Origin of the sequence: Cupriavidus basilensis (genome assembly GCF_000832305.1) — a bacterium.
GTDB lineage: Bacteria > Pseudomonadota > Gammaproteobacteria > Burkholderiales > Burkholderiaceae > Cupriavidus > Cupriavidus basilensis_F.
Genome location: NZ_CP010537.1, coordinates 218,136 through 243,314, shown reverse-complemented (window position 1 = coordinate 243,314; position 25,179 = coordinate 218,136). Strand labels below are relative to the sequence as shown.

General features: G+C 65.9%; 24 protein-coding genes and 1 pseudogene. 16 read left to right on the top strand and 9 right to left on the bottom strand.

Going from position 1 to position 25,179, the window contains the following annotated elements; translation table 11 throughout:
* Window positions 1-42 precede the first annotated feature (42 nt).
* Entirely contained in the window at window positions 43-1,680 is a 1,638-nt protein-coding gene (locus RR42_RS21905; protein WP_082055040.1) for a sensor histidine kinase, read from the bottom strand.
* A gap of 80 nt (window positions 1,681-1,760) precedes the next feature.
* Between RR42_RS21905 and RR42_RS21900 the strand changes: the two genes are divergently transcribed.
* The 6 genes from RR42_RS21900 to RR42_RS21875 all read left to right on the top strand — a co-directional run bounded on the left by RR42_RS21900 (window position 1,761) and on the right by RR42_RS21875 (window position 9,651).
* On the top strand, window positions 1,761-2,366 hold the full coding sequence (locus RR42_RS21900; RefSeq protein ID WP_043352977.1) for a response regulator transcription factor: 606 nt from the start codon (window positions 1,761-1,763) through the stop codon (window positions 2,364-2,366).
* Window positions 2,367-2,524: 158 nt separating this feature from the next.
* Window positions 2,525-3,211 (top strand): DUF746 domain-containing protein, encoded by a 687-nt coding sequence (locus tag RR42_RS21895; protein WP_043352976.1) that lies wholly within the window; start codon window positions 2,525-2,527, stop codon window positions 3,209-3,211.
* A 624-nt stretch (window positions 3,212-3,835) separates the two neighbouring features.
* On the top strand, window positions 3,836-5,086 hold the full coding sequence (locus tag RR42_RS21890) for a TolC family protein (RefSeq protein ID WP_236702147.1): 1,251 nt from the start codon (window positions 3,836-3,838) through the stop codon (window positions 5,084-5,086).
* 21 nt (window positions 5,087-5,107) lie between these two features.
* Window positions 5,108-6,289, top strand: a complete 1,182-nt coding sequence (locus tag RR42_RS21885) for an efflux RND transporter periplasmic adaptor subunit (protein WP_052494851.1) — start codon at window positions 5,108-5,110, stop codon at window positions 6,287-6,289.
* 1 nt (window position 6,290) lies between these two features.
* Window positions 6,291-9,386, top strand: coding sequence for an efflux RND transporter permease subunit (locus RR42_RS21880; RefSeq protein ID WP_043352974.1), 3,096 nt, complete (start codon window positions 6,291-6,293; stop codon window positions 9,384-9,386).
* 73 nt (window positions 9,387-9,459) lie between these two features.
* Window positions 9,460-9,651, top strand: a complete 192-nt coding sequence (locus RR42_RS21875) for a hypothetical protein (RefSeq protein WP_043352972.1) — start codon at window positions 9,460-9,462, stop codon at window positions 9,649-9,651.
* 14 nt (window positions 9,652-9,665) lie between these two features.
* Here RR42_RS21875 and RR42_RS21870 read toward each other — a convergent pair whose 3' ends face one another.
* Entirely contained in the window at window positions 9,666-10,589 is a 924-nt protein-coding gene (locus RR42_RS21870) for a LysR family transcriptional regulator (RefSeq protein ID WP_052494850.1), read from the bottom strand.
* A 165-nt stretch (window positions 10,590-10,754) separates the two neighbouring features.
* Between RR42_RS21870 and RR42_RS21865 the strand changes: the two genes are divergently transcribed.
* Window positions 10,755-11,498: an SDR family oxidoreductase gene (locus RR42_RS21865; protein WP_043352970.1), complete on the top strand. Its 744-nt coding sequence runs from the start codon at window positions 10,755-10,757 to the stop codon at window positions 11,496-11,498.
* A gap of 119 nt (window positions 11,499-11,617) precedes the next feature.
* Window positions 11,618-12,463, top strand: coding sequence for a DUF3047 domain-containing protein (locus RR42_RS21860; protein ID WP_236702146.1), 846 nt, complete (start codon window positions 11,618-11,620; stop codon window positions 12,461-12,463).
* A gap of 13 nt (window positions 12,464-12,476) precedes the next feature.
* On the opposite strand, the pseudogene RR42_RS38710 reads toward RR42_RS21860, so the two are convergent.
* The 6 genes and pseudogenes from RR42_RS38710 to RR42_RS21835 all read right to left on the bottom strand — a co-directional run.
* Window positions 12,477-12,593: pseudogene (locus RR42_RS38710) on the bottom strand (VapC toxin family PIN domain ribonuclease); the annotation flags it as partial.
* 12 nt (window positions 12,594-12,605) lie between these two features.
* A complete protein-coding gene (locus tag RR42_RS38705; protein WP_082055039.1) occupies window positions 12,606-12,872 on the bottom strand; it encodes a FitA-like ribbon-helix-helix domain-containing protein in 267 nt (88 codons plus the stop codon).
* A gap of 117 nt (window positions 12,873-12,989) precedes the next feature.
* Window positions 12,990-13,778, bottom strand: a complete 789-nt coding sequence (gene pcaD / locus RR42_RS21850) for a 3-oxoadipate enol-lactonase (RefSeq protein ID WP_043352967.1) — start codon at window positions 13,776-13,778, stop codon at window positions 12,990-12,992.
* Window positions 13,779-13,785: 7 nt separating this feature from the next.
* A complete protein-coding gene (locus RR42_RS21845) occupies window positions 13,786-14,772 on the bottom strand; it encodes a tripartite tricarboxylate transporter substrate binding protein (RefSeq protein WP_043352965.1) in 987 nt (328 codons plus the stop codon).
* A gap of 109 nt (window positions 14,773-14,881) precedes the next feature.
* Window positions 14,882-15,160, bottom strand: coding sequence for a muconolactone Delta-isomerase (gene catC / locus RR42_RS21840; RefSeq protein WP_043352963.1), 279 nt, complete (start codon window positions 15,158-15,160; stop codon window positions 14,882-14,884).
* A gap of 37 nt (window positions 15,161-15,197) precedes the next feature.
* Complete coding sequence (locus tag RR42_RS21835; protein ID WP_043352961.1) at window positions 15,198-16,319, bottom strand: muconate/chloromuconate family cycloisomerase; 1,122 nt, start codon at window positions 16,317-16,319, stop codon at window positions 15,198-15,200.
* Window positions 16,320-16,435: 116 nt separating this feature from the next.
* Here RR42_RS21835 and RR42_RS21830 point away from each other — a divergent pair, with 116 nt between their 5' ends.
* Window positions 16,436-17,350 (top strand): LysR family transcriptional regulator, encoded by a 915-nt coding sequence (locus RR42_RS21830; protein WP_043352959.1) that lies wholly within the window; start codon window positions 16,436-16,438, stop codon window positions 17,348-17,350.
* 87 nt (window positions 17,351-17,437) lie between these two features.
* Window positions 17,438-17,995, top strand: a complete 558-nt coding sequence (locus RR42_RS21825; RefSeq protein WP_144409918.1) for a hypothetical protein — start codon at window positions 17,438-17,440, stop codon at window positions 17,993-17,995.
* Between the two features lie 89 nt (window positions 17,996-18,084).
* Here RR42_RS21825 and RR42_RS21820 read toward each other — a convergent pair whose 3' ends face one another.
* Window positions 18,085-18,789, bottom strand: a complete 705-nt coding sequence (locus tag RR42_RS21820; RefSeq protein WP_043357572.1) for a FadR/GntR family transcriptional regulator — start codon at window positions 18,787-18,789, stop codon at window positions 18,085-18,087.
* Between the two features lie 426 nt (window positions 18,790-19,215).
* On the opposite strand from RR42_RS21820, the gene RR42_RS21815 reads away from it, so the two are divergent.
* From RR42_RS21815 to RR42_RS21790, 6 genes are all read left to right on the top strand, one after another.
* The gene (locus RR42_RS21815; RefSeq protein WP_043352956.1) at window positions 19,216-20,463 is read left to right on the top strand and encodes a branched-chain amino acid ABC transporter substrate-binding protein; all 1,248 of its coding nucleotides are present in this window, start codon (window positions 19,216-19,218) and stop codon (window positions 20,461-20,463) included.
* A gap of 116 nt (window positions 20,464-20,579) precedes the next feature.
* Window positions 20,580-21,521 (top strand): branched-chain amino acid ABC transporter permease, encoded by a 942-nt coding sequence (locus tag RR42_RS21810; RefSeq protein WP_043352955.1) that lies wholly within the window; start codon window positions 20,580-20,582, stop codon window positions 21,519-21,521.
* A gap of 2 nt (window positions 21,522-21,523) precedes the next feature.
* A complete protein-coding gene (locus RR42_RS21805; protein ID WP_043352952.1) occupies window positions 21,524-22,819 on the top strand; it encodes a branched-chain amino acid ABC transporter permease in 1,296 nt (431 codons plus the stop codon).
* Window positions 22,816-23,574 carry an ABC transporter ATP-binding protein gene (locus tag RR42_RS21800; RefSeq protein WP_043352950.1) on the top strand — a complete coding sequence of 253 codons (759 nt, stop codon included), beginning with the start codon at window positions 22,816-22,818 and terminating at the stop codon, window positions 23,572-23,574. Before RR42_RS21805 ends, RR42_RS21800 begins: the two co-directional genes overlap by 4 nt.
* Entirely contained in the window at window positions 23,571-24,305 is a 735-nt protein-coding gene (locus RR42_RS21795) for an ABC transporter ATP-binding protein (protein ID WP_043352949.1), read from the top strand. The genes RR42_RS21800 and RR42_RS21795 overlap by 4 nt, the downstream gene beginning before the upstream one ends.
* The gene (locus RR42_RS21790) at window positions 24,302-25,126 is read left to right on the top strand and encodes an SDR family NAD(P)-dependent oxidoreductase (RefSeq protein ID WP_236702145.1); all 825 of its coding nucleotides are present in this window, start codon (window positions 24,302-24,304) and stop codon (window positions 25,124-25,126) included. Before RR42_RS21795 ends, RR42_RS21790 begins: the two co-directional genes overlap by 4 nt.
* Window positions 25,127-25,179 lie beyond the last annotated feature (53 nt).

The following is a 25,179-nucleotide window of genomic DNA, read 5'->3' as shown; positions in this document are numbered from 1 at the left end:
GCGAAACAGGCTAAGCGACTCACTCCACGCCAGCCCAAGCCTTCAGCCCGCTGCCGCCACGCGCGGCAGCCGGACCACGAAGCTCGACCCCTGCCCTTCCTTGCTGGTAACCAGGACCTCGCCCTGGTGCAGATCGACTGCCAGCTTGACCAGGTACAGGCCAACGCCCGCGCCTGCCGTGCCGGCGACATTGCCGCCGCGCACAAAGCGCTCGAAGATGTGCTCGCGGTCCTTGTCCGGGATGCCCAGGCCACGATCGGACACGGACACGCGGATCATGTCGGCGCCGCCGGAAACATGCACGGTGACCGGGGTGCCTGCGGGCGAATACTTGATCGCGTTGCCAACCAGGTTGCTGAAGGCCTGGAACAGCAGCTTGGCGTCGCCATGGAAGATCTCATTCACGCCAGGCTCGACGATCTCCTCGATGACGGCCGTGGGGGAACTCTCGCGGTGCATCTCGCAGACTTCGTGCATCAGCAGGGTCAGTGAAAAGTCGACGCCTTGCAGCGTGGCAAGGCGCCCGCCGTCCAGCAGTTGCGAGGTATCGAGCAGGTGGTCGATCAGGTTGGTCATGCGCCGCACGGCAACGCGGATCCGCCCGCAGCGCTCACCGAGGACTTCGGCGGTGGGCGCCTCCTTCATGCGCATGAGCCGCTGCGCATGGCCGTCGATCACATTGAGCGGCGTGCGAAACTCGTGCGAGGCCATCGAGACGAAATTGCGCTGGAGCACCGCCAGTCGCCGCTCGTTTTCCAGCGTGTCCAGCAGCATCGTGGTCTGGGCGGCCAGCGCCGCCTTGCTGCGCTCCAGTTCGATCGTGTTGTCGCGAAAGCGCACCACGGCGCGGGCGATTTCACCGATCTCATCCTTGCGCCCGGCGCCGGGGATCTCCACGTGAGGATCGTTGTCCATGATGCGGTGCATGCGCTCGACCAGCCCCGCGATGGGATTCGACACGGCCCTGACCAGATAGATCACCGCCGCGATCACGAGGAAGCCCGACACCAGGATGGCGCCGGCAATCAGTTGCCGGGCCTCGTGATAGGCATCCGCCTCGCGCTCGGTTGCCTGCGCGGCGCCGACGACGTTGCGCTCGGTCAGCACGCCCAGCGTGCCGTTGGCCTGCTCGAAGGCGCGGCGCGACTCGCCGCGATAAAGCGCCACGGCCTGCGTCGTGTCCTTCTGGTGGGCCAGCGAGACCACGCGATCGACCAGTTGCCGGTAAGCCGACCACTGCGCCATGAACTGTTCGTAGAGCGCCAGCTCGGCCGGATCGTGCTCGATCTTGCCATAGCGGGCCTCGACCTCCTTGATCACATCGTCCAGCCTGCTGATCTGCCCCTCGGCCGCGCGCAGGTCGGCGCGCGTCGTCGCGATCAGCGCGTCGCCCTCGAACGCGCGGTAGTCCGAAATATAATTGTTGAGGTCGCCCAGGATGCGGTTGCTCAGCAGCCAGCGGCCGCTGATCTGCGCCGACACGCTGTGAAAGTTGCTGAGCCGGTTGATGCCGAACAGGCCCACCCCCACCACCAGCAGCAGGAACAGCACGAACACAAGCGACAGCCGGACGCGAATCGGCCTGAGCATGGGCACTGAATCCGGCAGCCCGACCAGGCGCCGCCCCAGGCCGCGACGCACTCGCCGGCTGGCGGGCGCCGGACGAATCGAGTGATTCATAAGACTTTTATCCTGAATTTCGCTACGCTGTACCTCGGCGGGCCGCAAGACGCGGCTCGCCGCCGCCACCAAGGACCACCATGACCGATGCCCGCCGGAAGATCCTCTGCATCGAGGACGATGCCGAAACGGCCGCGCTGATCGCCGAAGAGTTGATCGAGCGGGGCTTTGCCGTGAGCATCGCACACGACGGCCAGCAAGGTTTTGCCGCCATTCTGCGCGACACACCGGACCTCGTCCTTTGCGACGTGAGTATGCCAGTGATGACCGGCTTCGAACTGCTGGAGAAGATCACCTCGCTGGCGCCACGCTTTGCCGACATGCCCTTCGTGTTCCTCACGGCGCTGGCGCAGCGCGAGGCCGAACTCAGGGGGCGCAGGCTCGGGGCCGACGACTATGTGACCAAACCGGTCGATTTCGACATACTGTCCAGCATTGTCGAGGCTCGCCTCGCGCGGGTTGCGCGCACACGCCCGGGCCTGCCGGCCGTGCAGCTCAGCGAGCGCGAGGTGGAAGCGCTGGCTTGGTCGGCGCGCGGCAAGACCTCGGGCGAGATCGCGACCATCCTGGGCCTGTCCAAGCGCACGGTCGACTTCCACATTGACAACGCCCGCCAGAAACTTGGCGTCGCCACCCGCATCGAAGCGGTCGTCAAGGCCGCGTCCGCCGGCATCATCAAGCCCTAGAGTCCTACTGTGATCAATCACAGTACTCGGCGGCGGCCAATCCACATAGAATCGGCGCAATTTCATCGCTCCCGGAGCACGGGTTAGCGGGATTTTACGACCAGGGCGCAAGCCCCGGGGTCCACGGCGTCACGGCCGGATCTACCCGCGCCGACGATATGAGCAGATTTCAGCAGCCACGACCCACTCGAGCCGAGGTAGACCCCACCGCCAGCCGCGCGAACGTGTATCCCCATGCGGACGACCTGCGCCGTGCCACGACGCTGATCCATGTGCGGGCGAGCGGCGCGGCGGGCGTCTGCGATGCCGACCTGACAGCGTTCCTGCTGTCCGCATGGCGCAGGCTGCACAGCGCCAGCCAGCGGCCGCCGCAATGCCCGCGCTGCCGGGCCGGCAAGTCGACCTATGACGGTACCGATGGCAGCAGCCTGCCGCTCTTTCATTGCGCCGGTTGCCGCCAGCGCTTCAGCCGGCTCACCGGCACGCCCATGGCGCGGCTCAGGCTGGAGGACAAGGCGGAAGCCTTCTTCAACCTGGCCTCCCAGCAGATGTCGGTCGCCGAAGCGGCGCGGCGCCTGGGGATCAAAAGTGAAACCGTCAGGCATTGGTCGATCCAGACCCGCTTGTGGCTGCTGACGCTGGATCCGCAAGGCGACTGGGAGCGGCGCGTGCAGCTCGGCGTTCGTTACGCCGTACTGCCGGCGAACGCCCGCGGCGAGCCCGCAAGCGCGGCGCGCAAATGCAAGTGCACCGTCGCCTCCGACGATAGCGATGCGCTCGCCGAAATGGAAAACGCACCCTTGTTGATCCGGGTGTGCCCGCTATGCGAACAGACGGCGCACTAGCGCGGAATAGACCAGACAAGGGAAAGGCAGGATCTTTTTTTCACGGCCCTGGACCTGATTTAACCAGCAATAACATCGATCAATCCATATTGATTTCGATGTGGTTATCCTATTTCATTTAAATACGGCCATCTATTTATTTCTCACGCCGAACACAAAGCGTCCCATGGAATAGATAGTCCCGGCCACTTCCTGCATTTCGCCCATTTTATGGGGCAGCGCGCGCCGACCGGCTTGCGGCGTGACATGGCGATCCTGATGGTTAAGATAGCGATTCTGCTATCGCCCTGTGGAATTGTCGACGCTGGGCTCCAATCTCCAATTCCCCACGCGGGTAATCCCCTAAATTTCCGAAAGCCATTTGCAATGTTCTGGAAGGGCAATTGAAAGTTTGTCCTGTCATAACTGCTACAAGTAGCGATGGGAGTGTTTATGATTAAAAAACCAACTAACAGAAAAGTTGGAGCAGCCGTCATCCTGGTCTTTTCGGCTCGGGTCGCATGGGGTGTTCAACTGAGCGGAGATACCGATCCGGTCCCGCTTGTTCCGCCTGTGCAGAAAGCGCCTGCTGCGGGCAAAGCGCCGGCCAGCGGGTGGGATCAGGCAGCGCCGCGCGGCGCTGGGGTGAGCGCCACGCCAGCGGCCACGCTGAGTGCCGAAGAGAAGACAAAGGGCCTCGTTGGCCCCGGGTTCTCATTGTGGGAGCTGTCGGAGGAGTTGCGCGCCAGCAACCCGCAACTGATCCAGGCCCGCTCGCTCTATATGGCGGCCAAGGCCACCGTGCCGCAGATCGCCGCGCCGAACAACCCGCAGGTGGGCTTTATCTGGGGCAACCTGCCCAAGAACAGCCCGCTGGCGCTGGCGCGCGCCGAGAGCTTCAGCTACACGCTCACGCAGTCGATCCCGTTCCCCGGCAAGAAGGCGCTGGCCGCCGATATCGCCAACACGCAAGCCGAATCGATCGACGCGCAACGCGACGCGCTGTACTTGCAGCTCTACGCGCAGTTGAGCACGACCTACTTCCAGGCGCTGGCGCAGAAGGCGCAGCTCGATGTGCTGCGCCTCAATCTCAAGCGGCTGGAGCAGGTCAAGCAGGTGGCGCGCATCCGCTACGCCAACAACGCGGCGGGCTATGTGGACTACCTCAATGCCCAGGTGGCGCAGAGCAGCGCGCAGAACGACACGTTTGGCCTGGAGCGCCAGTATGACAACGCGCTCAAGACCATCAACACGCTGATCGGCAAGAATCCCGAGTTCCCGCTGGAGCTGCGCCCCGATGCCAGCGCGGTGCGCCTGCCGCCCACACCGCTGCCCGAGCTGGAAGACATGGCCCTGCGCGAGCATCCCAATGTGCGGGCCTCGCGCTTCCTGGTGGAAGCGGCCGAGAAGGGCGTGCGCCTGGCCCGCAAGGCCTACCTGCCTGACTTCCAGATCATCGGCACATTCAATGGCAACAACCCGCCGCTGGGCTTCAAGCCGGCCAGCTACGGCATCGAGTTCGACGTGATCATCCCGCTGTTCTTCTTCACCAAGGAGAAGTACGGCGTGGATGAAGCCGTGGCCAACAAGGTGGCGTCCGACGCCAATGACCAGTCGGTGCGCCAGCAGACGCTGCTGGCGGTGGATACCGCGCACAACAACCTGCGCCAGTCGGTGAACCAGGCCGAGTTCCTGCGCCAGCGGCAACTGCCGGAGGCCATGACCGCTTACAAGATGGCCTTCACCAACTATGCCAACAACAATGCCGCCTTCACCGACCTGCTGACCGCCAGCTCCGCGCTCAAGAACGCGGAACTGGCGGTGACGCAGGCCGAGTCCGAGGCGCGCCAGGCTTACTACACGCTCGCCGCCGCGGTGGGCCGGGACAAATTCTGATGGCCGCAAGGCCTTGAACCTATGAACAAGAATCTGATGATCGGCGCTGGCTTTGTGGTGGTCCTGGCCGGCGGTATCTGGGGCGGGAAGTACTGGGCCCAGTCCCAACAGGCTGAACACGCACAACAGGCACAACAGGCGGAACAAGCCGGCAAGGCCGGCATGGCCGCGCCCTACGCCAAGCCCGAGGCGGCGAAGCCGCGCCGCGTGCCGTCGCTGCTGACGCTGCCTGAAGGCGGCTTCGACCCGAACGCGGTCAAGTCCGCGGTGTTCAGCACGCAAGCGGTGACGGTCGATACGCCCACGCCCGGCAAGCTGGCCTACAACGTGCAGCAGGCCAAGCTGGCCTCGGCCCGCGTGGCCGGCCGCGTCGAGCGCATCCTGGTGTTCGAGGGGGCCGTGGTGCATGCCGGCCAGCCGCTGGCCGAGCTGTACTCGCCCGAGTACATCTCCGCGCAGAACGAATTCCTGCTCTCGCACAATGCTTTCAAGACGCTCAGCAACAGCGACCTGAAGGAACTGGTGGACGATGCCCGCCTGACCATGCAATCGTCCGAGAACAAGCTGCGCGTGCTGGGCGCGACCACCGAGGACATCGCCCGCATCCGCGAGCGCGGCGTGGCCTCCGACACGCTGACCATCCGCGCGCCGATCGGCGGCACCATCGTCAAGCGCGACATGGACCCCGGCTCTTACCTCAATGTCGGCGACTCGCTGATGAGCATCATCGACACCCGCTCGATCTGGTTCACCGGCAACCTGTACGAGAACGACATCAAGAACGTGCGCCTGGGCCAGGTGATCGAGATCGAGACCCCGGCCTACCCGGGCCGGCACTACCGCGGGCGGGTCAGCTTTATCGCGCCCAATGTCGACGCCGATACGCACACGCTGCAGGTACGCTGCGATGTGCCCAACCCGGACGGCACGCTCAAGCCGGAGATGTACGCCACCGCGCGCATCGTCACCGGCAGCGCGCAGGCGCTGGTGGTGCCGCAATCGGCCATCGTCAAGGACCAGGGCAAGCTCTACCTGATGACGCAGCCGGACGACAAGCACATCGAGCGCGTGGCTGTGCAGGGCACGCCGCGCAGCGACGGCACCTTCCAGGTGACCGAAGGCGTGCCGGCCGGCGCGTCGGTGCGGGTGGTGACGCAAGGCGGCATGCTGCTCAACGAAATGCTGCTCAAGCAGGAGGCCTGAGATGGTCTTCTCGCCAATCAAGAGCATCCTCAAGCGGCGCCTGGTGATCGTCTTCCTGGCCGTTGGCCTGCTGGCGGCCGGCGTGCTGAGCTTCCTGCAGCTGCCGCTGCAGGCGTACCCGGGCGTGGCGCCGGTCACGGTGCAGGCCATTACGCAGTGGCCTGGCCGCAGCACGGTGGAGGTCGAGCAGCAGATCACGATTCCGGTGGAGAACGCGCTGGCCAGCGTGCCCGACGTGCAGTCCTTCCGCTCGGTCTCGCTGTTCGGGCTGTCTGTTGTGACCGTCAAGTTCAAGGAGGGCGTGGATAACTTCAAGGCCCGCCAGAACTTCGTCACCTACCTGTCACAAGCCAACCTGCCGCCGGGCGTGCAGCCCAACCTGTCGCCGGACGGCGACGCCACCGGCGAAATCCTGCGCTACCGGATCGAGGCCGACGGCATCGACGTGACCACGCTGAAGACCTACCAGGACTACAACGTCTACAAGGAGATCAAGCACGTCCCGGGCGTGGCCGACATCACCGCCTTTGGCGGCAAGGTCAAGCAATACCAGATCGTACCGACGCCGGAGAAGCTGCAGGCCTATGGGCTCTCGCTCAAGCAGGTGGTGGATGCGGTGTCGAATGCCAACGCCAACACTGGCGGCGGCCTGATGAAGGCCGGCGAGCAGCAGTTCGTGGTGCGCGGCGTGGGCCTGCTGCAAACGCTCGACGACATCCGCAACGTCACCGTGTCGGTGTCCAACGGCGTGCCGGTGCGGGTGCGCGATATCGCCGAGGTGCGGGTGGGCAACACGCCGCGCCTGGGCATGGTGCAGTTCGACCAGCACGACGATATCGTCGAAGGCATCGTGCTGATGAAGCGCGACGAGAACGCCACCGAGGTCCTGGCGCGGGTGCGCGACAAGATCGCCGACATCAACCAGAACGTGCTGCCGAAAGGCATCGAGGTCAAGACCTTCTATGACCGGCAGAACCTGCTCGACATCACCATGGGTACCGTCGAGCATGCGCTGTTCGTCGGCATCTCGCTGGTGCTGATCGTGCTGTTCATCTTCCTCGGCAGCTTCCGCGCCGCGGCGGTGGTGGCGGCGGTGATCCCGCTGGCGCTGTGCGTGTCGTTCATCAACATGGCCCACTTCAAGGTGCCGGCCAACCTGATCTCGCTAGGGGCGATCGACTTCGGGCTGATCGTGGATGCGGCGGTGATCGTGATGGAGAACATCATGCGCCACCTGGAGGAGGGCGAGACCAACGTGGAGGATGGCATCGTCAGGGCCACCAGCGAGGTCCAGCGCGCCATGATCTTCTCCACCGGCATCATCATCGTGGCCTACTCGCCGCTGTTCTTCATGGGCGGGGTGGAAGGCATCATCTTCAAGCCGATGGCCTTCACCATGGGCTTCGCGCTGCTGGCCTCGATCGTGCTGGCGCTGACCTTCGTGCCGGCGGTGACATCCTTTGTGTTCCGCGGCTCGCTGCGGCCGCACTCGCCGAAATTCATTGCCATCATCCTGAGCGCCTACAAGCCGCTGCTGCGCAAGCTGCTGAAAAAGCCCGGCCTGGTGTTCCTGGCCGCATTCATCGGCCTGGCCGGCACGCTGTACAGCTCGCGCTACCTCGGCACCGAGTTCCTGCCCACGCTGGAAGAGAACAACCTGTGGCTGCGCATCACGCTGCCCAACACCGTGGATCTCGACTACTCGGCCTCCGTCGCACGCGACCTGCGCGGCTTCTTCCGCCAGCAGCCCGAGGTGAAAACCGTGTCGGTGCAGATTGGCCGACCGGACGACGGCACCGACTCCACCGGCGTGTTCAACCAGGAATACGCGCTGTACTTCAAGCCCCCGGCCGACTGGCCCAAAGGCGCGACCAAGCAGCAGGTGGTGGAACGCCTGTCCAGGCACCTGGATCGTATCCCGGGCATCGAGTACAACTTCTCGCAGTACATCCAGGACAACGTGAACGAGGCGCTGTCCGGGGTCAAGGGCGAGAACTCGGTGAAGATCTACGGCTCCGACCTGGTGACGCTGCAGGACAAGGCCAAGGAGGTCGAGTCCATCCTGAAGAAGGTGCCGGGCCTGGCTGACGTCGGCATCTTCAAGGAACTCGGCCAGCCCACGCTGAACATCACGGTGGACCGCGAGAAGAGCGCGCGCTTCGGCATGAATGTGAGCGACATCCAGTCCGCCGTGCAGTTTGCAATCGGCGGCGATGCGGTCACCAACATCCTGGAAGGCGAGAAGACCTTCGGCCTGTCGGTGCGGCTCAACGACCAGGCGCGCAACAACCCGGATGTCATCAACCGCTTGCTGGTGGATACACCGGACGGCCAACGCATTCCGCTGTCGATGGTGGCCAAGGTGGAAGCCACCGACGGGCCGTTCTTTGTCTACCGCGAGACCGGAAAGCGCTATATCGCCATCAAGTTCGGCGTGCGCGGACGAGATCTTGGCAGCGCGGTGGCCGAGGCGCAGGACAAGGTGGGCAAGGCGGTGACGCTGCCGGCAGGCTACAGCATCTTCTGGGATGGCCAGTTCAACCAGATGAAGATCGCGCAGAAGAAGCTGGCGGTGATCGTGCCGCTGACCATCCTGGTGATCTTCCTGCTGCTGTACAGCACCTTCGGCAACTTCAAGGATGCGCTGATGGTGGTGCTGAACGTGCCGTTCGCGGCCATCGGCGGCTTGCTGGCGCTGCATATCGCGGGAGAGACCCTGTCGATCTCGGCGGGCATCGGCTTCCTGTCGCTGTTCGGCATCGCGATCCAGGACGGGGTGATCCTGATCTCCTACGTCAACCGGCTGGCGCAGTCCGACGATCTGCATGCAGCCGTGGTCGAGGGCGCGGCGCTGCGCCTGCGCCCGGTGGTGATGACGGCCATGCTGGCTGGCCTGGGGCTGTTGCCGGCGGCGCTGTCGCACGGCATCGGCTCGGAGGCGCAACGGCCGCTGGCGCTGGTGATCGTGGGCGGCATGGTGACCACCACGCTGCTGACGCTGCTGGTGCTGCCGGTGGTGTTCTCCTGGGTCAACCGCCATCGCGGGCGCAAGGGCGGCCCGGACGCGGCCTCGCTGACGCCGCCCGAAGGCATCTGAGCCGGAAATTGAACCTGAACCAACCAGTGGCCGGCACGCCCCAGGCGGACCGGCCACGCAACGGGAGTCCATCATGAACATGCGAAAGAATGCACCGGCGGCACTGCTCGCCATCCTGCTTTGCGCCGGCGTCGGGGTTGCCGGCGCCGCGGCGCCGAAGTCGTCGGCCAGCAGCAAGCGGCAGTCGGGGCAGTCGGCGCAGTCAGGGCAATCCGCCAAGCAGTCCAGCCGGAACTCGGTGCTGCCGTCCAACGTGCGGAAATAACCGGCCGGCACGCCTCAGGCGCCGATAGGAATCAAGCCTTGGTTCCCATCGGCGCCTGCCTCGAACACATCGCGCAACCACTGCACGAACACACGCACCCGCGACGATAGCTGGCGGTTCTGCGAATACAGCACCGACACCGGCATCGGCGGCGGCGGCAGGTCCGCCAGCACGACCTGCAAGCGGCCCTGGCGCAACGCTCCCGCCACCCGATAGCGCGGCACCTGGACCAGCCCCAGCCCGGCCACCGCGGCGCCGGTGTAGAGATCGGCGCCGGTGACCGAAATGGCAGCCGCCAGTTGCACGGCCGTCACGCGGCCAGCAACCGTGAACTCCAGCGGCACCGGCTTGCCGGTGCTGCTGGAGATGTAGTTGACCGCGCGGTGCGCCGACAGTGCATCAAGATCCGCCGGTTCGCCATGGCGGGCCAGGTACGCGGGGCTGGCCACGGTCACCTGCTCCAGCAGCGCAACCCGGCGACCCACCATCGACGAATCCTGCAGGTTGCCCGCGCGCAGCACGCAATCGATTCCCTCGCGCACCAGGTCGACCAGCCGGTCGTCCTCGCCAATATGGATTTCCAGCTCGGGATAGCGCGCCAGAAAATCCGGCAGCGCCGGCACCACGAAATGCCGGGCCAGTGTCCCCTGCAGGTTCACGCGCAGCAGGCCCTTGGGCGCGGTATCCCGGAATGACCCCTCCGCTTCTTCCAGGTCGGCTATCAGGCGCACGCAGCGCCGGTAGTGCGCTTCGCCGTCGTGCGTGAGACGCACCGTGCGCGTGGTGCGCTCCAGCAGCCTGGCGCCGAGCCGCTGTTCCATGCGCTTGATCAGGTTGGTGATGGTGGCGCGCGGGATCTGGAGATCCTCGGCGGCCTGGGTGAAGCTCTGGCGCTCGGCGATGCGCACGAAGGCCTGCATTTCCTGGAATCGGTCCATGCGTCGCTGAACGGGGCCGCAGTGGGCAATGAAAGACCCTGGGGCGCCCTATTGTTAATGCAAACGGAGCAATGTTATCAAAATACCACTAATTATCTTTGCATGGGAATGATCCATGATCCGTTTCACCAACCTACCAACCCATTACCTGAAAAGAAACGGATCATGAACAACGCCAACCCCACCCAAGTCGCCATCGTCACGGGCGCATCCCGCGGCATCGGTGCCGCCGTTGCCAGGCGCCTGGCGCAGGATGGTTTCGCCGTCGCCATCAACTACGCGGCCGGCGCGGCCCAGGCCGATGCTCTCGTGGCCGAGCTGAAGGCCGCTGGCGGGTCGGCCATCGCAGTGCAGGCCGATGTGTCCAAGGCCGACGATGTGCGCCGCCTGTTCGAGATCACCGAGCAGCAACTGGGCAAGGTGAACGTGCTGGTCAACAACGCTGGCGTGCTCAAGACGGTGCCGCTGGCCGACACCAGCGACGCGCTCTATGACCAGGCCTTCGACATCAACGTGCGCGGCGCCTTCAACACCCTGCGCGAAGCCGCCGCGCGGCTTGCCGACGGCGGGCGCATCGTCAATGTCTCCAGCACCACGCTGGCGCTGAACATGCCCGGCTATGCCGTCTACAACGCCACCAAGGCAGCGGTGGAGGCGTTCACGCACGTGTTCGCCAAGGAACTGCGCGGCCGCAACATCACGGTCAATGCCGTGGCTCCCGGCCCGATCGCTACCTCGCTGTTCCTCGACGGCAAGACCGAAGCGCAGATCCAGGCCTTCGCCAAGATGCCCCCGCTGCAACGCCTGGGCCAGCCGGAAGACATCGCCTGCGTCGTCGCCTTGCTCGCCGGCGCCGATGCCGGCTGGGTCAACGGCCAGATCCTGCGCGCCAACGGTGGCATGGCCTGAGCGCTGGCTGAAGCCGGCGGGCAGCGCCCTGGCCGGCAGGGGCGGCCGCTGCCGCGAACGGCAACATGTCGCGCGCTCAAAGGCCCGGGCCGCTTCCTACAATGGAGACAATAAGAACAATGACGGCGACCATCGCGACCATCGGGCAATCGATCATGATCCCCCATCCGGCTTTGACGCATTCCCCCCGCTCGCTGGCGCCTCGCGCGCACGTGCTGGCCACCCTGCTAGCCTGCGGCCTGCTGCTCGCGCACGCTGCGCCGGCCCAAGCGCAGGCATCGGCAGCATCGGCGCCGGCGGCCGCCCCCGGCGCCGCCTTCTCCGCCGGCACGCCCGGCGGCCCGTTGCCGGCCGGGTGGAAGAACCTGCCGGTGGCGCACGGCAAGGCGTCGACCCACTACAGCCTGGTGGCGCAGGACCACGCCACGGTGCTCGAAGCCGACGCGGCCGCCTCCGCCTCCGCGCTGATGCACAAGGGCAACAACCTGGACCTGGAGGCCACCCCGCAGGTCAGCTGGCGCTGGAAGGTGGAACACGCGATCGATGCGGCCGACAACAGCGTCGCCGCCATGGAAGACGCGCCGGCGCGCCTGGTGTTCATGTTCGATGGAGATACGGACAAGCTATCGCTGGGCGAGCGCACGGCCATCAAGCTGGCCAAGGCGCTGGCGGGCGAGGAACTGCCCTATGCCACGCTGATGTACATCTGGTCCAACACCGCGCCGGTCGGCACGGTCATCGACAACCCCCACACCTCGCGGGTCAAGATGATCGTGGTGTCAGGCGGAGCCGACGCCGCCGGCAAGTGGCTCACGCTGAGCCGCAACGTGGAGCAGGATTTCGAGCATGCCTTCAAGGAGAAGCCCGGCAAGCTGACCGCCTACGGCCTGCTCACCGATACCGACAACACGGGCGGGAACGCGCGTGCCTGGTATGGGGATATACGGTTCGGGGCGGCGAAGTAGCGTCGCCTGCCAGTCATTCAAAGGGGTTCAGAACACGCACCCCGGTATCGGCAAAATCGCTAACGTTGCGCGTCACCACGGTGAGGTCGTGAATCAGCGCCGTCGCCGCGATCAGTTTGTCCAAGGCATGCTCCGCGCTTCCTCATCTCACTGATGACATTGGTGTCATTGTCCGATCAAATACATGCGCGGCCCCGCCCGGCTGATCGACGCGCTCGAAATCGCTGTCCTCGCCGACATCCGGCATGCTTGCCAACACCTCGGCAAAGCGCTTGCGCCTGGTCGTGTGCAACGCCCGCGCAAGAATTTCACGGTGCTCGGCCTCAGCGCTGCGACCGTGTGTGGCAGCCTGCTCACGCAGCCGCTGTACCAGCGCTTCATCAATCCCTCGAACCAGCAGATTTGCCATGATCGCCCTCCTACGATGCCATCCAAAAACGATAGCATTGATAGCATTGATGTCGTTACGATGCAATCATGGATCGCATCGCAATGACACCTCTGCAGTACGAGTGAGCCATCCGCCTCAACCTGCCAGGAACCCGCAAACCGCCTGCGCAAACCCCTCCGGCTGCTCCCAGTTCGACAAGTGGGCGCCGTCCAGCTCCACGTAGCGCGCCCCGGCGATTCCTTGCGCCACTTCGCGGCCTTGCGCCGGCGTGGTGGCCAGGTCATGCGTGCCGGCAATCACCAGCACCGGGCTGGCGATACGCTGCAGTTGCGCGCGCAGGTCGGCGTCGCGCACCGCGGCGCAGTTGGCGGTGTAGCCTTCGGGCGATGCGTCCAGCAGCATCTGGCGCACCGGCGCGATGCGCGCGGCGTTGCCGGCCAGCCAGGCAGCGCTGAACCAGCGCGCCAGCACCGCATCGACGATGGCGGCCATGCCCTGGCTGCGTACCGTCTGGATGCGCGTGTCCCAGCCGCTGGCCGGGCCGATGAGGGCGGCGGTATTGGCCAGCACGAAGCGGTCGAAACGCTCGGGGTGATTGGCCGCCAGCCACATGCCGGTCATGCCGCCCATCGACAGCCCGCAAAAATGCGCGCGCTGGATGCCGGCGTGATCCATGATGGCCAGCACGTCCTGGCCGAGTTCGGCAAACCCGAACGGCGCCGCGGCCGGGGACGGCAGGCCGGAGCCCCCGTGGCCACGGGTGTCGTAGCGCAGCACGCGAAAGCGCGGCAGCAGGCTATCCATCTGCGGCGCCCACATCTGCATGTCCGTGCCCAGCGAGTTGGACATGACCAGCACGGGCGCGTTGGGCGCCCCCTCGATCTCGTAATGCAGCGCGATGCCTTGGTGCAATGCAGTGGTCATGGCGTTCTCAGTCCGCGCGGATGCCGCGTTCGCGGATCAGCTTGCCCCATTTATCGGTTTCGGCAGCGAGGTGCTTGCCCAATTGCGCGGGCGTGCTGCCGATCGGCTCGGCGCCGATGGCGGCCAGGCGGGTACGCACCGACGGCTTGGCCAGCGCGTCCACCATGGCCTGGTTCAGGCGTGCGACCACGGCGGGCGGCGTCTTGGCCGGGACGAAGGCGGCGAACCATGGCGACAGGTCATAGCCCTTGACGCCGGCTTCGGCCAGGGTCGGCACGTTCGGCAGCGTCGACAAGCGCTTGGCGGTGGTCACCGCGATGGGCGTGAGCTTGCCGGAGTCGATATGCGGCTTGGCCGAGGTGATGCTGTCGAACATATAGTCAACCTGGCCGCCCAGCAGGTCCGTCATGGCCGGGCCGCTGCCCTTGTAGGGCACGTGGAGCATCTTGACGCCGGTGAGCGAAGTGAACAGTTCGCCGGCCAGGTGGATCGAAGTGCCGTTTCCGGCAGAGGCATAGGTGTACTTGTCCGGCGTGGCGCGCGCCGCGGCGATCAGGTCGGGCACCGTGGCGGGCAGCTTCTTGGCCTTGCTGGTGACCAGCACGTTAGGCACCACAGCCAGGAGCGAGACCGGCGCGAAATCCTTCACCGGGTCGTAGCTGAGGCGGCCGTACAGCGAGGGGTTCACCGCCATGCCGTTGGCGACAATGATCAGCGTGTAGCCATCCGCGGGCGAGCGCGCCACCATCTCGGCGCCGATATTGCCACCGGCGCCGGGGCGGTTTTCCACCACGATGGACTGGCCCAGGCTCCTCGACATTTCCTCGCCCAGCGTGCGGGCGATATTGTCCATCGCGCCGCCCGCGGGGAATGGCACGACCCAGCGGATCGGGTGATCGGGATAGGTGTCGGCGTGGGCGCCGGATGGCAGCACGGCCAGGGTGGCCAGCGCACAGGCGCAGGCGGCCCAGGCGCGCAGGAATAGCAAGCGCATCAGAGTCTCCTCCAAATGGATTCGGAGTTGGTGTTGGTGTTGGTGTTGGTGTTGGAACGCGGCCATCGGGGGCCGCGGCGGTATTCAGGGTAACGGCGAGCCGGCCCGCTTACTTGATCGACGACGGGTGCTTGGCCAGCGGCGTGACATGGATTTCCATGTACGGGAACAGCGGCAGGCTGGAGAGCATGGTGTGCAGTTCGTCGTTGGACTCGGCATCGAACACGCTGTAGTTGGCGTACTCGCCCACCACGCGCCACAGATGCGGCCACTTGCCCTGGCGCTGCAGGTCCTGCGAGTACGCCTTCTCGCGCGCCTTGATCTCGTCGGCCTGCGCGGGCGGCATGTCTGCCGGCATCTTTACGTCCATTCTCACCAGAAACAACATGCTTGAATCCTCGGTCTAGGTTTGCTTGGGCAGCGCCTCAGGCGGCGCGGCGGTAGTGGGCCAGCTTGTCTTCGTCCAGCGTCAGGCCAAGCCCCGGGCCAACCGGCAGGTGCAAGGCAAAGTCACGGTACTCGGGGCGAGCCGTCACCACATCATCCTTGAGAAGCAGCGGGCCGAACAGCTCGGTGCCCCAGGCCAGCCGCGGCAGCGTGGCAAAGCCGTGGGCAGCGGCGATGGTGCCCACGCTGCCTTCCAGCATGGTGCCGCCGTACAACGCGATGCCGGCCGCGTCGCCTACCGCCGCTGTGCGCAGCATCTCGAAGATGCCGCCGGACTTGGAGATCTTCAGCGCGAACACGTCCGCGCCCGCGATGCGCGCCAGTTCCATCGCATCCTCGGGGCCGCACACGGCCTCATCGGCCATCACCGGCACCACGAAGCGTGCCGCCAGCCGGGCCAGCGCGCCACGCTGCTCGCGCGGCACGGGCTGCTCGACGAGATCGATGCCGGCGGCTTCCAGCATGGCGATGCCGGTGGCGGCATCGGCTTCGTTCCAGGCCTGGTTGACGTCCACGGTCACGCGGGCACGGTCGCCCAGCGCGCGCTTGATGGCGGACACATGGGCCACGTCATCGCGCACGCTGCGACGGCCGATCTTGAGCTTGAAGGTGTTGTGGCGGCGCTCGGCCAGCAGGGTTTCGGCTTCTTCGATATCGCGGCCGGTGTCTCCGCTGGCGAGCGTCCACAGGCAGGCCAGGTTCGGCCGCACCGCGCCGCCCAGCAACTCGGACAGGGGCAGGCCCAGGCGCTTGCCTTGCGCATCGAGCAGCGCGGACTCCAGCGCCGACTTGGCGAAGCGATTTCCCCGCGCCACCGAAGCCAGGCGCTGCATGGCGGCGTGGATATTGCACGCGTCGATGCCGGCCAGTGCAGGCGCCAGGTAGGTATCGATGGTCAGCTTGATGCCCTCGGGGCTTTCGTCGCCGTAGCTCAGGCCGCCGATGGTGGTGGCTTCGCCAATCCCCTCGATGCCGTCGCTGCAACGCAGCCGCACGATCACCAGGGTCTGGCGCTGCATGGTGGTCATGGCAAGCTGGTGCGCCCGGATGGTGGGCAAGTCGACCAGGATGGCTTCGACGGAGGTGACGGTTGCTTTCATGCTGGGGGTCTGCCAAGTATGGAATACGTTGAGAAGCAGTATGTGGCTTGACATCCAGGGTGTCCAAGACCGAGTATGTCCCGATCAATACCTTTAAAGTATGAAAGGACGAGGTCATGGAGCTACGTCACCTGCGTTATTTCCAGGCCGTTGCGGCCGAACTCAACTTCACCCGCGCGGCTGAGCGCCTGCATATCGCCCAGCCGCCGCTGTCGCGCCAGATCCGCCAGCTGGAGGACGAAATCGGCACCGTGCTGCTGGACCGTTCCTCGCGCGCGGTGCGGCTGACCGAGGCCGGCCGCTTCCTGCTGGAGCAATCGCTGCAGCTCAACCAGCGCATCGACGAGATGGTGGAAGGCACGCGGCGCATCGGCCGCAATGAAAAGCGCTGGTTCGGCATCGGCTTCGTGCCATCGGTGCTCTATGGCTTCCTGCCGGAACTGATCCGGCTGGTGCGGGGCTCCGATGCGGCGCTGGAGGTGGGCTTGTCGGAGCTGACCACCGTACAGCAGCTGGAAGCGCTGAAAGCCGGGCGCATCGATATCGGCTTCGGCCGCATCGTGCTGGACGACCCGGCCATCACCCGCACGGTGGTCATGGCCGAAACGCTGGTGGCCGCCGTGCCCAGCGGCCACCCGGCGCTTGCGGGCCCGCCCATGACGCCGGCGCAACTGGCGGCCCACCCCTTCGTGCTCTACCCGGCGCGGCCCCGCCCCAGCTACGCCGACCACGTGCTGGCGCTGTTCCGCACGCAGGGCCTGCAGTTGCGCGTGGCGCAGGAGGCCAATGAGCTGCAGACCGCCATCGGCCTCGTGGCTGCGGGGCTTGGGATCTGCCTGGTGCCGGCATCGGTGCAGCGCCTGCACCGCGACGATGTGGCCTACGTGCCGATTGATGCACCCGGCTTTACCTCGCCGGTGATGATGAGCTATCGCAGCGACGACAGCTCGGCATTACTGGCCGAGGTGGTCAGGCGCGTCGGCGAACTGGCCGGGACACCGCCATCGGCCGAAATCCCGCGCCGGCCATGAGAAAACCCGGTGGCATCCCATGAATGGGTGATGCGCGAAGGCCGCTCGGTTTGTAGAGTGCCTTTATAAAAAGGATACGGGGAAATCGTGCCATCGATGCACTCAGGGTCACTATCGGGCCGCGCCGCGCCACGGCCAGGCGGCCTGCTCATTGCGCTGCTAAAAGCGTGCGGGGACACGCTGCGCAAGGTCTGGCGCGGCGAGCAAGGTGAGGTAGCACTCACCTTGCTCCAACCGCCCACGACGCGCAACGCTACCTCCGCCCTGGCGCCGGACTGCGCCTTGCGCCTGCAACTCACCTACGCCGACACGCCGCTGACGCCCGGTGTGCCCCGGGTCACCGCCACCGCCGCGGTGCTGCGGGGCGACGGCACCGACATTACCGCCTCTGTGCCCCCGTGCGCATGGACCTGGCGCCAGGCGTCCGGCCTGTCGATGCGGGCCGGCTACGGTGCGGTCACGGTCGATACCGAGGGCCAGGGGCATGCCGTGTGCGTTTGCCCGCAGGGTGCCAGCGTGTCGGTCTCCGGCACCAGCCGCGCGGCCTGCCAGACGATGGCATCGGGGGTGGAAGTGAGCGTTTTGCTAGCCAGCGGCGAGCGGTTGAGCCAGCGCTTCCAGTTGGGCCCGGCCGGGCTGGAATAAGTCAGGCAAGCCCAGGCGGGACTAGAACGCGGACTGCCCATCGGCGCTTGCCGGTCATCCGGCCGTCATCCCGCCCGTCATCCCGCCTGTCACCCCTTGAGGTACATGTTCAGCCGCTTGGCAGCGTTGCGAAGGTGGGTTTCCGCCGCCTGCGCCGCGCGCTCGGGATCGCCCGCCGCGATCGCGTCGTAGATGGTCTTGTGCTCTTCCTGCACGGCCTCGACCATGTCCGCGTGATGGCTCTTGGTATTGCTCCTCGCCTGCCGGATCACGCGCCGCGCGCCGTGCTCCAGGTGTTCGCTCAAGGCCTGGAAGTGCGGGTTGTGCGTCGCCTCGACAATGGCCTGGTGAAAGGCGAAGTCCTCTTCATCGCCCAACCTGTCGTTGGCGATCTCGTACTCCATGCCAATCAGCGCGCGCCGGATCCGCTTGAGGTCTTCCGGTGTGCGGCGCATGGCCGCGAACCTGGTGGCCGCCACTTCGATTGTCACCAGCAGTTCCATCACCATGGCCAGCGAGTCTTTCTCGTCGATGGCCACATCCTGCATGCGAAACGCCTGGCGCTGGCTGCGCTCGGTCACGAACACACCGCTGCCCACCTTGGGCGCAACCAGCCCCTCGGACTTGAGCTGCGACAGGGCCTCGCGCACCACCGCGCGGCTGACCGAGAACTGCTCGCACAGCAAGCGCTCGCTGGGCAGGCGGTCGCCCACGGCGAACTCGCCCGCCTGGATCGCCTGGATCAGGCGCCTGGCGATTTCGTCCGGCAGGTGTCTGGGCTCGGGGTGGAACATGGTTCCCTCCGGGCGCTGGGTGGGCGGCGGCGCCGCGGCACCGGGCACGGTCTTGTTCAATACGGGCTCCCTGGCGCCAGCCAGCCTCTGGCTGGCGCTCGATCTTAAATTGGTCTTACAGGTCAATGTAGCACGTCTTAGCGCGCATGAAACGTGTGGAATGTACCAGCACGAAGCGGCGCCGGCATCCGTTATTCGTCCGTAAGCCAAGCTCCACAACGGTATAAGCCCCTCGTTCCGCTACGCGGATACACGTCCGATCGGACGCTCAGTAGAAACCCGCATGGCGCGCAAGTCGCCGTTGACGACCGCCGCCCATCTCCCTATAGTAAACCTGTCAGACCACTTTAAACACAGGTCAGACCACTATGACGGGCCAGTTTCGGCGCCCGCCAGATGAATCCAAACAATAGCCAGGAGACACCCATGAGCGGTAGCCGCATTACCCGTCCTTTGTTCGCAGCCGCGGCACTCTCCGTGCTGGCGGGCACGGCATCGGCGGCGCCGGTGAAGATTGCGCTGGTCGAGACGCTGTCCGGCCCGCAGGCATCCACCGGCCTGATGTTCCGCGCAGCGGCGCGCTATGCGATCGACAAGATCAACGCCACCGGCGGCTGGAACGGCGAGCCGCTCCAACTGGTGGAGTACGACAACCAGGGCGGCCCCGCAGGCGCGGCGGACAAGCTGAAGGCGGCCGTTGCCGATGGCGCCCAGATCGTCATGCAAGGCTCGTCGTCGGCCGTGTCCGGCCAGATCACCGAGGACGTGCGCAAGTTCAACCTGCGCAATCCGGGCAAGGAAATCCTGTTCATGAACGTCGGCGGCGAGGCGATGGAGTTGACTGGCGAGAAGTGCCACTTCTACCATTTCAAGTTCGCCACCAATGCGCAGATCCGCGTCAAGGCGCTGGTCGGTGCGATGAAGCCGCTCCACGCGCTGGGCACCCGCGTGTACTCGATCAACCAGAATTACTCCTGGGGCATCGACATGGAAAAGGCCATCGGCGACTACGCCGCCGCCGGCGGCTACACGGTGGTGGAAAAGACGCTGCATGACGTCAACAAGGTGCAGGACTTCTCGCCTTACGTCGCCAAGATCGCTGCTGCCAAAGCAGACAGCGTGATCACCGGCAACTGGTCCAACGACCTGCTGCTGTTGATGAAGGCCAGCAAGGCGGCCGGCCTGAAGACGCGCTTCGCCACCGTGTTCCTCGACCAGCCGGGCAATATCGGCAACGCCGCCGACGTGGCCCTGGGCCACTATGTTGCCCACCCCTTCAATGCCGAGGCGGGTGGCGCCGACAGTGAGCGCTTTGCCAGCGACTTCAAGGCCAGGCAGGGCCATATGCCCGCCTACATCGAGCCACAGACGGTGTTCGCCGTGCAGATGCTGGGCGAGGCGCTCAAGACCGTGAAGCCGGAAGGCGGCAAGCTCAACACCAGCGCACTGGCCAAGGCGCTCGAAGCCGCCAAGGTCGGATCGCCGCTGGGCGAGATGAGCATGCGCGCCGCCGATCACCAGGTGCTGCTGCCGATGGTGGTATCCGTGGTCGCCAAGGACGCCAGGTTCAAGGTCGACGGCACCGACATGGGCTTCAAGCCGGTCAAGACCTTCTCCGCCGCCGAGGCCGCCACGCCGGCTCAGGCCAGCTGCAAGATGCAGCGCCCCAGCTGATTCCCCTGTCCAAGCCACCCTAGCAACATCAGCCACGCTCGCGCCGCCGCGGCGCGGGCGCCGGCAAGTACGGCCATGCGCCAGTTGGCCGCACAGGCTCGTTCCAAGGAAGCCTCATGGAATACCTCGTCGTCTCATTGCTCAACGGCACCATCTACGGCCTGCTGCTGTTCATGGTCTCCGCTGGCCTGACCCTCATCTTCGGCATGATGGGCGTGCTCAACTTCGCCCATGCGTCGTTCTACATGCTGGGCGCCTACTTTGCCTATGCGCTGCAAGGCACGATCGGCTTCTGGCCGGCCATCGTGGTTTCGCCGATCCTGGTCGGACTGGTCGGGGTGGCGGTGGAGCGGTTCTTCCTGCGCCGCGTCCATCACCACGGCCACGCGCACGAACTGCTGCTGACCTTCGGCCTGTCCTTCATCATTGCCGAGCTGATCAAGCTGTTCTTCGGCAACTTCCCGGTGGATTACCGCATCCCGGCGTCGCTGGACTTCGCGGCCTTCCGCCTGGGCGTGTCCTCCTACCCCTTCTATCGCGTGTTCATGGGCGGCATCGCCGTGGCCATGTTCGCCGTGATCTACCTCCTGCTCACGCGCACCCGGGTCGGCATCGTGGTGCGCTCGGCGATCTACAAGCCGCGCATGGCCGAGGCGCTGGGCCACAACGTGCCGCTGGTCTTCATGGGCGTGTTCGGCATCGGCGCGGCGCTGGCGGGCCTGGCCGGCGCGGTGGCGGGCGCGTTCTACACCACCAACCCGAACATGGCGCTGGAACTCGGCGTGATGGTCTTCGTCGTGGTGGTAGTGGGCGGCCTGGGCTCGCTGGAGGGCGCCATGCTCGCCTCGCTGCTGATCGGGCTGATCACGTCGTTCTCGGTCGGCATCGATCGCAGCCTGGCCGACCTGCTGGCCCTGGCCGGGGCGGGCGCCTGGGCCGAGGAAGCCGCGGGGCTGATGACCCTGAAACTCTCCAGCCTGGCCGGGACGATCCCGTTCGCGCTGATGCTGCTGATCTTGCTGGTCCGTCCGTCGGGCTTGATGGGCGAGAAGGAGTAACCATGACCCACCTCTCCAACACGCGGAAGACCTTGCTGCTGCTCGGCACAGGCGCACTGCTGGCGCTGCCGATGGTGCTGTCGCAATCGCTGGTCAACGCATCCATCCAGATGCTGATCGCGGTGCTGTTCGCGGCTTCGTTCAACCTGCTCAGCGGCCAGGGCGGCATGCTGTCGTTTGGCCATGCGGCGTACTTCGGCATCGGCAGCTTTGCCACCGTGCACGCCATGAACGCCTTCGGCGGCAACGGCCTGCTGCCCACGCCGCTGTTGCCGCTGGCCGGCGGCGCCATGGGCCTGGTTGCCGGCCTGGCCGCCGGCTGGTTCGCCACCAAGCGTACCGGCGTCTACTTCGCCATGATCACGCTGGCGCTGGCCGAACTGCTGCACTCGCTGGCGCCGCACCTGAAGGGCTGGTTCGGCGGCGAAGCAGGCCTGTCCACCATGCGCATGCCGGCATGGGGCCTCGCCTTCGGCGACAGCAACCAGGTCTACTACCTGACCCTGTTCTGGGTGCTGCTGTCGCTGGCGCTGCTGTACCTGTTCACGCTGACTCCGGTGGGCCGCCTGACGCTGGGCCTGCGGGAGAACGCCAACCGCCTGCGCTTTCTCGGCTATGACACGCACCGCCTCGGCGTGCTGGTGTTTGCCGTCTCGGCCATGTTCGCTGGCATCGCCGGCGCGCTGCAGGCACTCAACATGGAGGCGGCCAACTACGTCGTGTTCGAGTCATCCGCCTCCGCCGCGGTGGTGCTCAACAGCTATATCGGCGGCGTGAAGATCTTCCTCGGCCCGGCACTGGGCGCGGCGGTGATGACCTTCTTCGGCTATGCGGTATCGGACCTGACGCGCTCGTGGCTGCTGTACCAGGGCATCGTGTTCGTGCTGGTGATGATGTTCTTGCCGACGGGCCTCGCCGGGCTGATCAAGTCCTTCGCCACGCACAGCAAGACCTATGGCCTGCGTGCGCTGCTGCCGATAGCGCTGGCGTTCGTCATCGGCACGTTGCTGCTCGCAGGCGGCACGGTATTCACGGTGGAGATGCTGCAGCGCTTCTTCTCGCAAGACTACCGCTCCATGGCTGCCCTGAATGGTGGAGGCTGGCCCGCGATTGCGCTGTTTGGGCGCGAGTGGGATCCCATCTCGCCGCTGACCTGGCTGGCGCCCGCGGCGCTGCTGGTGGCCGGCATCGCCACGGCCCGCCTGGCCAACGGCCGCTGGCTGCACCTGAAGGACACCACCGCCGCCATCGACGCCCCCGCCACCACGGCCACCAACGTCCGGAGGAAACCGGCATGAACACGCAAGCGATGCTCTCCCTGCGCGGACTGCGCAAATCCTTCGGTGACGTCGACATCATCCGCGGCGTGGACCTCGATCTCGTCAGCGGCGAACGCCACGCGCTGATCGGCCCGAACGGCGCCGGCAAGTCCACCCTGTTCCACCTGATCTCCGGGCGCCTGCCCCTGAGCAAGGGCGAGATCCTGCTCAACGGCGAGCCGATCCATGGCCTGTCGCCGCAGAGCATCAACCATCGCGGCCTGGCGCGCTCGTTCCAGATCACCAATATCTTCGCGGGCCTCACGGTTTTCGAGAACCTGCGCCTGGCCGTGATGCGGCGCCACGGCCTGCAATACACGCTGTGGAAGTTCGCCCACAAGGTGCGTGCCGTGCGCGACGAGACCCAGCACCTGCTCGAACAGGTGCGGCTGGCCGGGCGCGCGCAAACCATCGCCGGCGAGCTGTCGTATTCGGAGCAGCGCTCGCTGGAGATCGCCATGACGCTGGCCTCGGACCCGAAGGTCATCATGCTCGACGAGCCGATGGCGGGCATGTCGCAGGAGGAAACCGACTACACCGCCGGCCTGATCCGCGAGATCGCGCAGGGCCGCACGCTGCTGATCGTGGAGCACGACATGGACGTGGTGTTCTCGCTCAGCGACCGCATCAGCGTGCTGGTCTACGGCGAGATCGTCGCCACCGGCACGCCCGACGAGATCCGCAACAACGCACGCGTCAAGGAAGCCTATCTGGGCGAGGAGGTCACCGTATGAGCGCGCAGTCCATACAAGGCGCCGATGCGCTGCTGAGCGTGCAAGGACTGCACGCGCACTACGGCAAGAGCCACATCCTGCACGGCGTGGATTTCCACGTCGGGCGGGCCGAAGTGGTAAGCCTGCTGGGCCGCAACGGCTCGGGCCGCTCCACCACGCTCAAGGCCATCATGGGCCTGGTGCCGCCAAGCGCTGGCCACATCAGGCTACGCGGGCGCGATCTGGCCGGCGCGCAATCGTATGCGATCTGCCGGCGCGGCATTGCCTATGTGCCGGAAGAGCGCGAGGTCTTCGCCAACCTGACCGTGGACGAAAACCTGCGCATGGGCGAGCAGCGCGCCACCGAAGGCGCGCCGCAATGGACCTTCGAGCAGATGTTCGATTACTTCCCGCGCCTCAAGGAGCGCCGCAACACCAAGGCCGGCAGTCTTTCCGGCGGCGAGCAGCAGATGCTGACCATGTGCCGCTCGCTGCTGGGCAACCCCTTGGTGATCCTGATCGACGAGCCCACCGAAGGCCTCGCGCCAAAGATCGTGACGGTCGTCGGCGAGGCCATCCAGGACATTCACCGCCGGGGCGTCTCGGTGGTGCTGGTGGAGCAAAAGCTCGCCATCGCGCTGAAGGTATCGAGCCGCGTCTGCGTGATGGGCCACGGCCGCATCGTCTTTGAAGGCACGCCCGAACAACTCACCTCCAATACCCAACTTCTGAAGGACTGGTTAGCCGTATGAGCACCTCTTTGCCTATTGGATACCCGAATGCGCAGCCCTTTGCGCGCGCCAGCTACCCCGGCCTGGCCGGCAAGGTCGTGCTCAACACCGGCGGCGCCAGCGGCATCGGCCGCGCGATGGCGCATGGCTTTGCCCGGCATGGCGCGCGCCTGATGCTGCTGGACCTGGATGCGCAAGGACTCGCCAGCGCCAAGGCGGAGCTGGAAGCGGCTTACCCGGAAGTGCAGGTCGAAATCGTGAAGGCTTCGATCACCGACCCCGATGCCGTGGAGCAAGCCTGCGCCGCCACCGAGGCCCGCTTCGGCCGCATCGACATCCTGCTCAACAACGCCGGCATCTCGATGAACAAGCCGTCGCTGGAACTGACCCCCGACGACTGGCGCCGCGCCATCGATATCGACCTCTCCGGCGTGTTCTTCTGCACGCAGGCGGCGGCGCGCCGCATGGTGCGCCAGGGCGGCGGCTCCATCCTGAGCACCGCGTCGATGTGGGGCCTGGCCTCGTCCGCACGGCGCCTGGCGTACTGCGCCGCCAAGGCTGGCGTGGTGTCGCTGACCAAGTCGCTGGCGGCGGAATGGGCCGAGTACAACATCCGCGTAAACGCGGTCTGCCCGGGCTACACCAGCACCGCGCTGATGGAAACGCTGCTGGCCAGCAAGGCCATCGACGGCGAGGCGCTGCTGGCACGCACGCCGCTGCGCCGCTTTGGCGCACCTGAGGAGATGGCGGAAGTCGCCCTCTTCCTGGCCTCGGACTCGGCCGCGTTCATCACCGGCCATGCGCTGGTCTCCGATGGCGGCTGGACCGCCGACGGCTTCTGAGCACGCAGTCCCCCAACACGATTGAAAGCACCATCGAACGGTAATCAAGGATT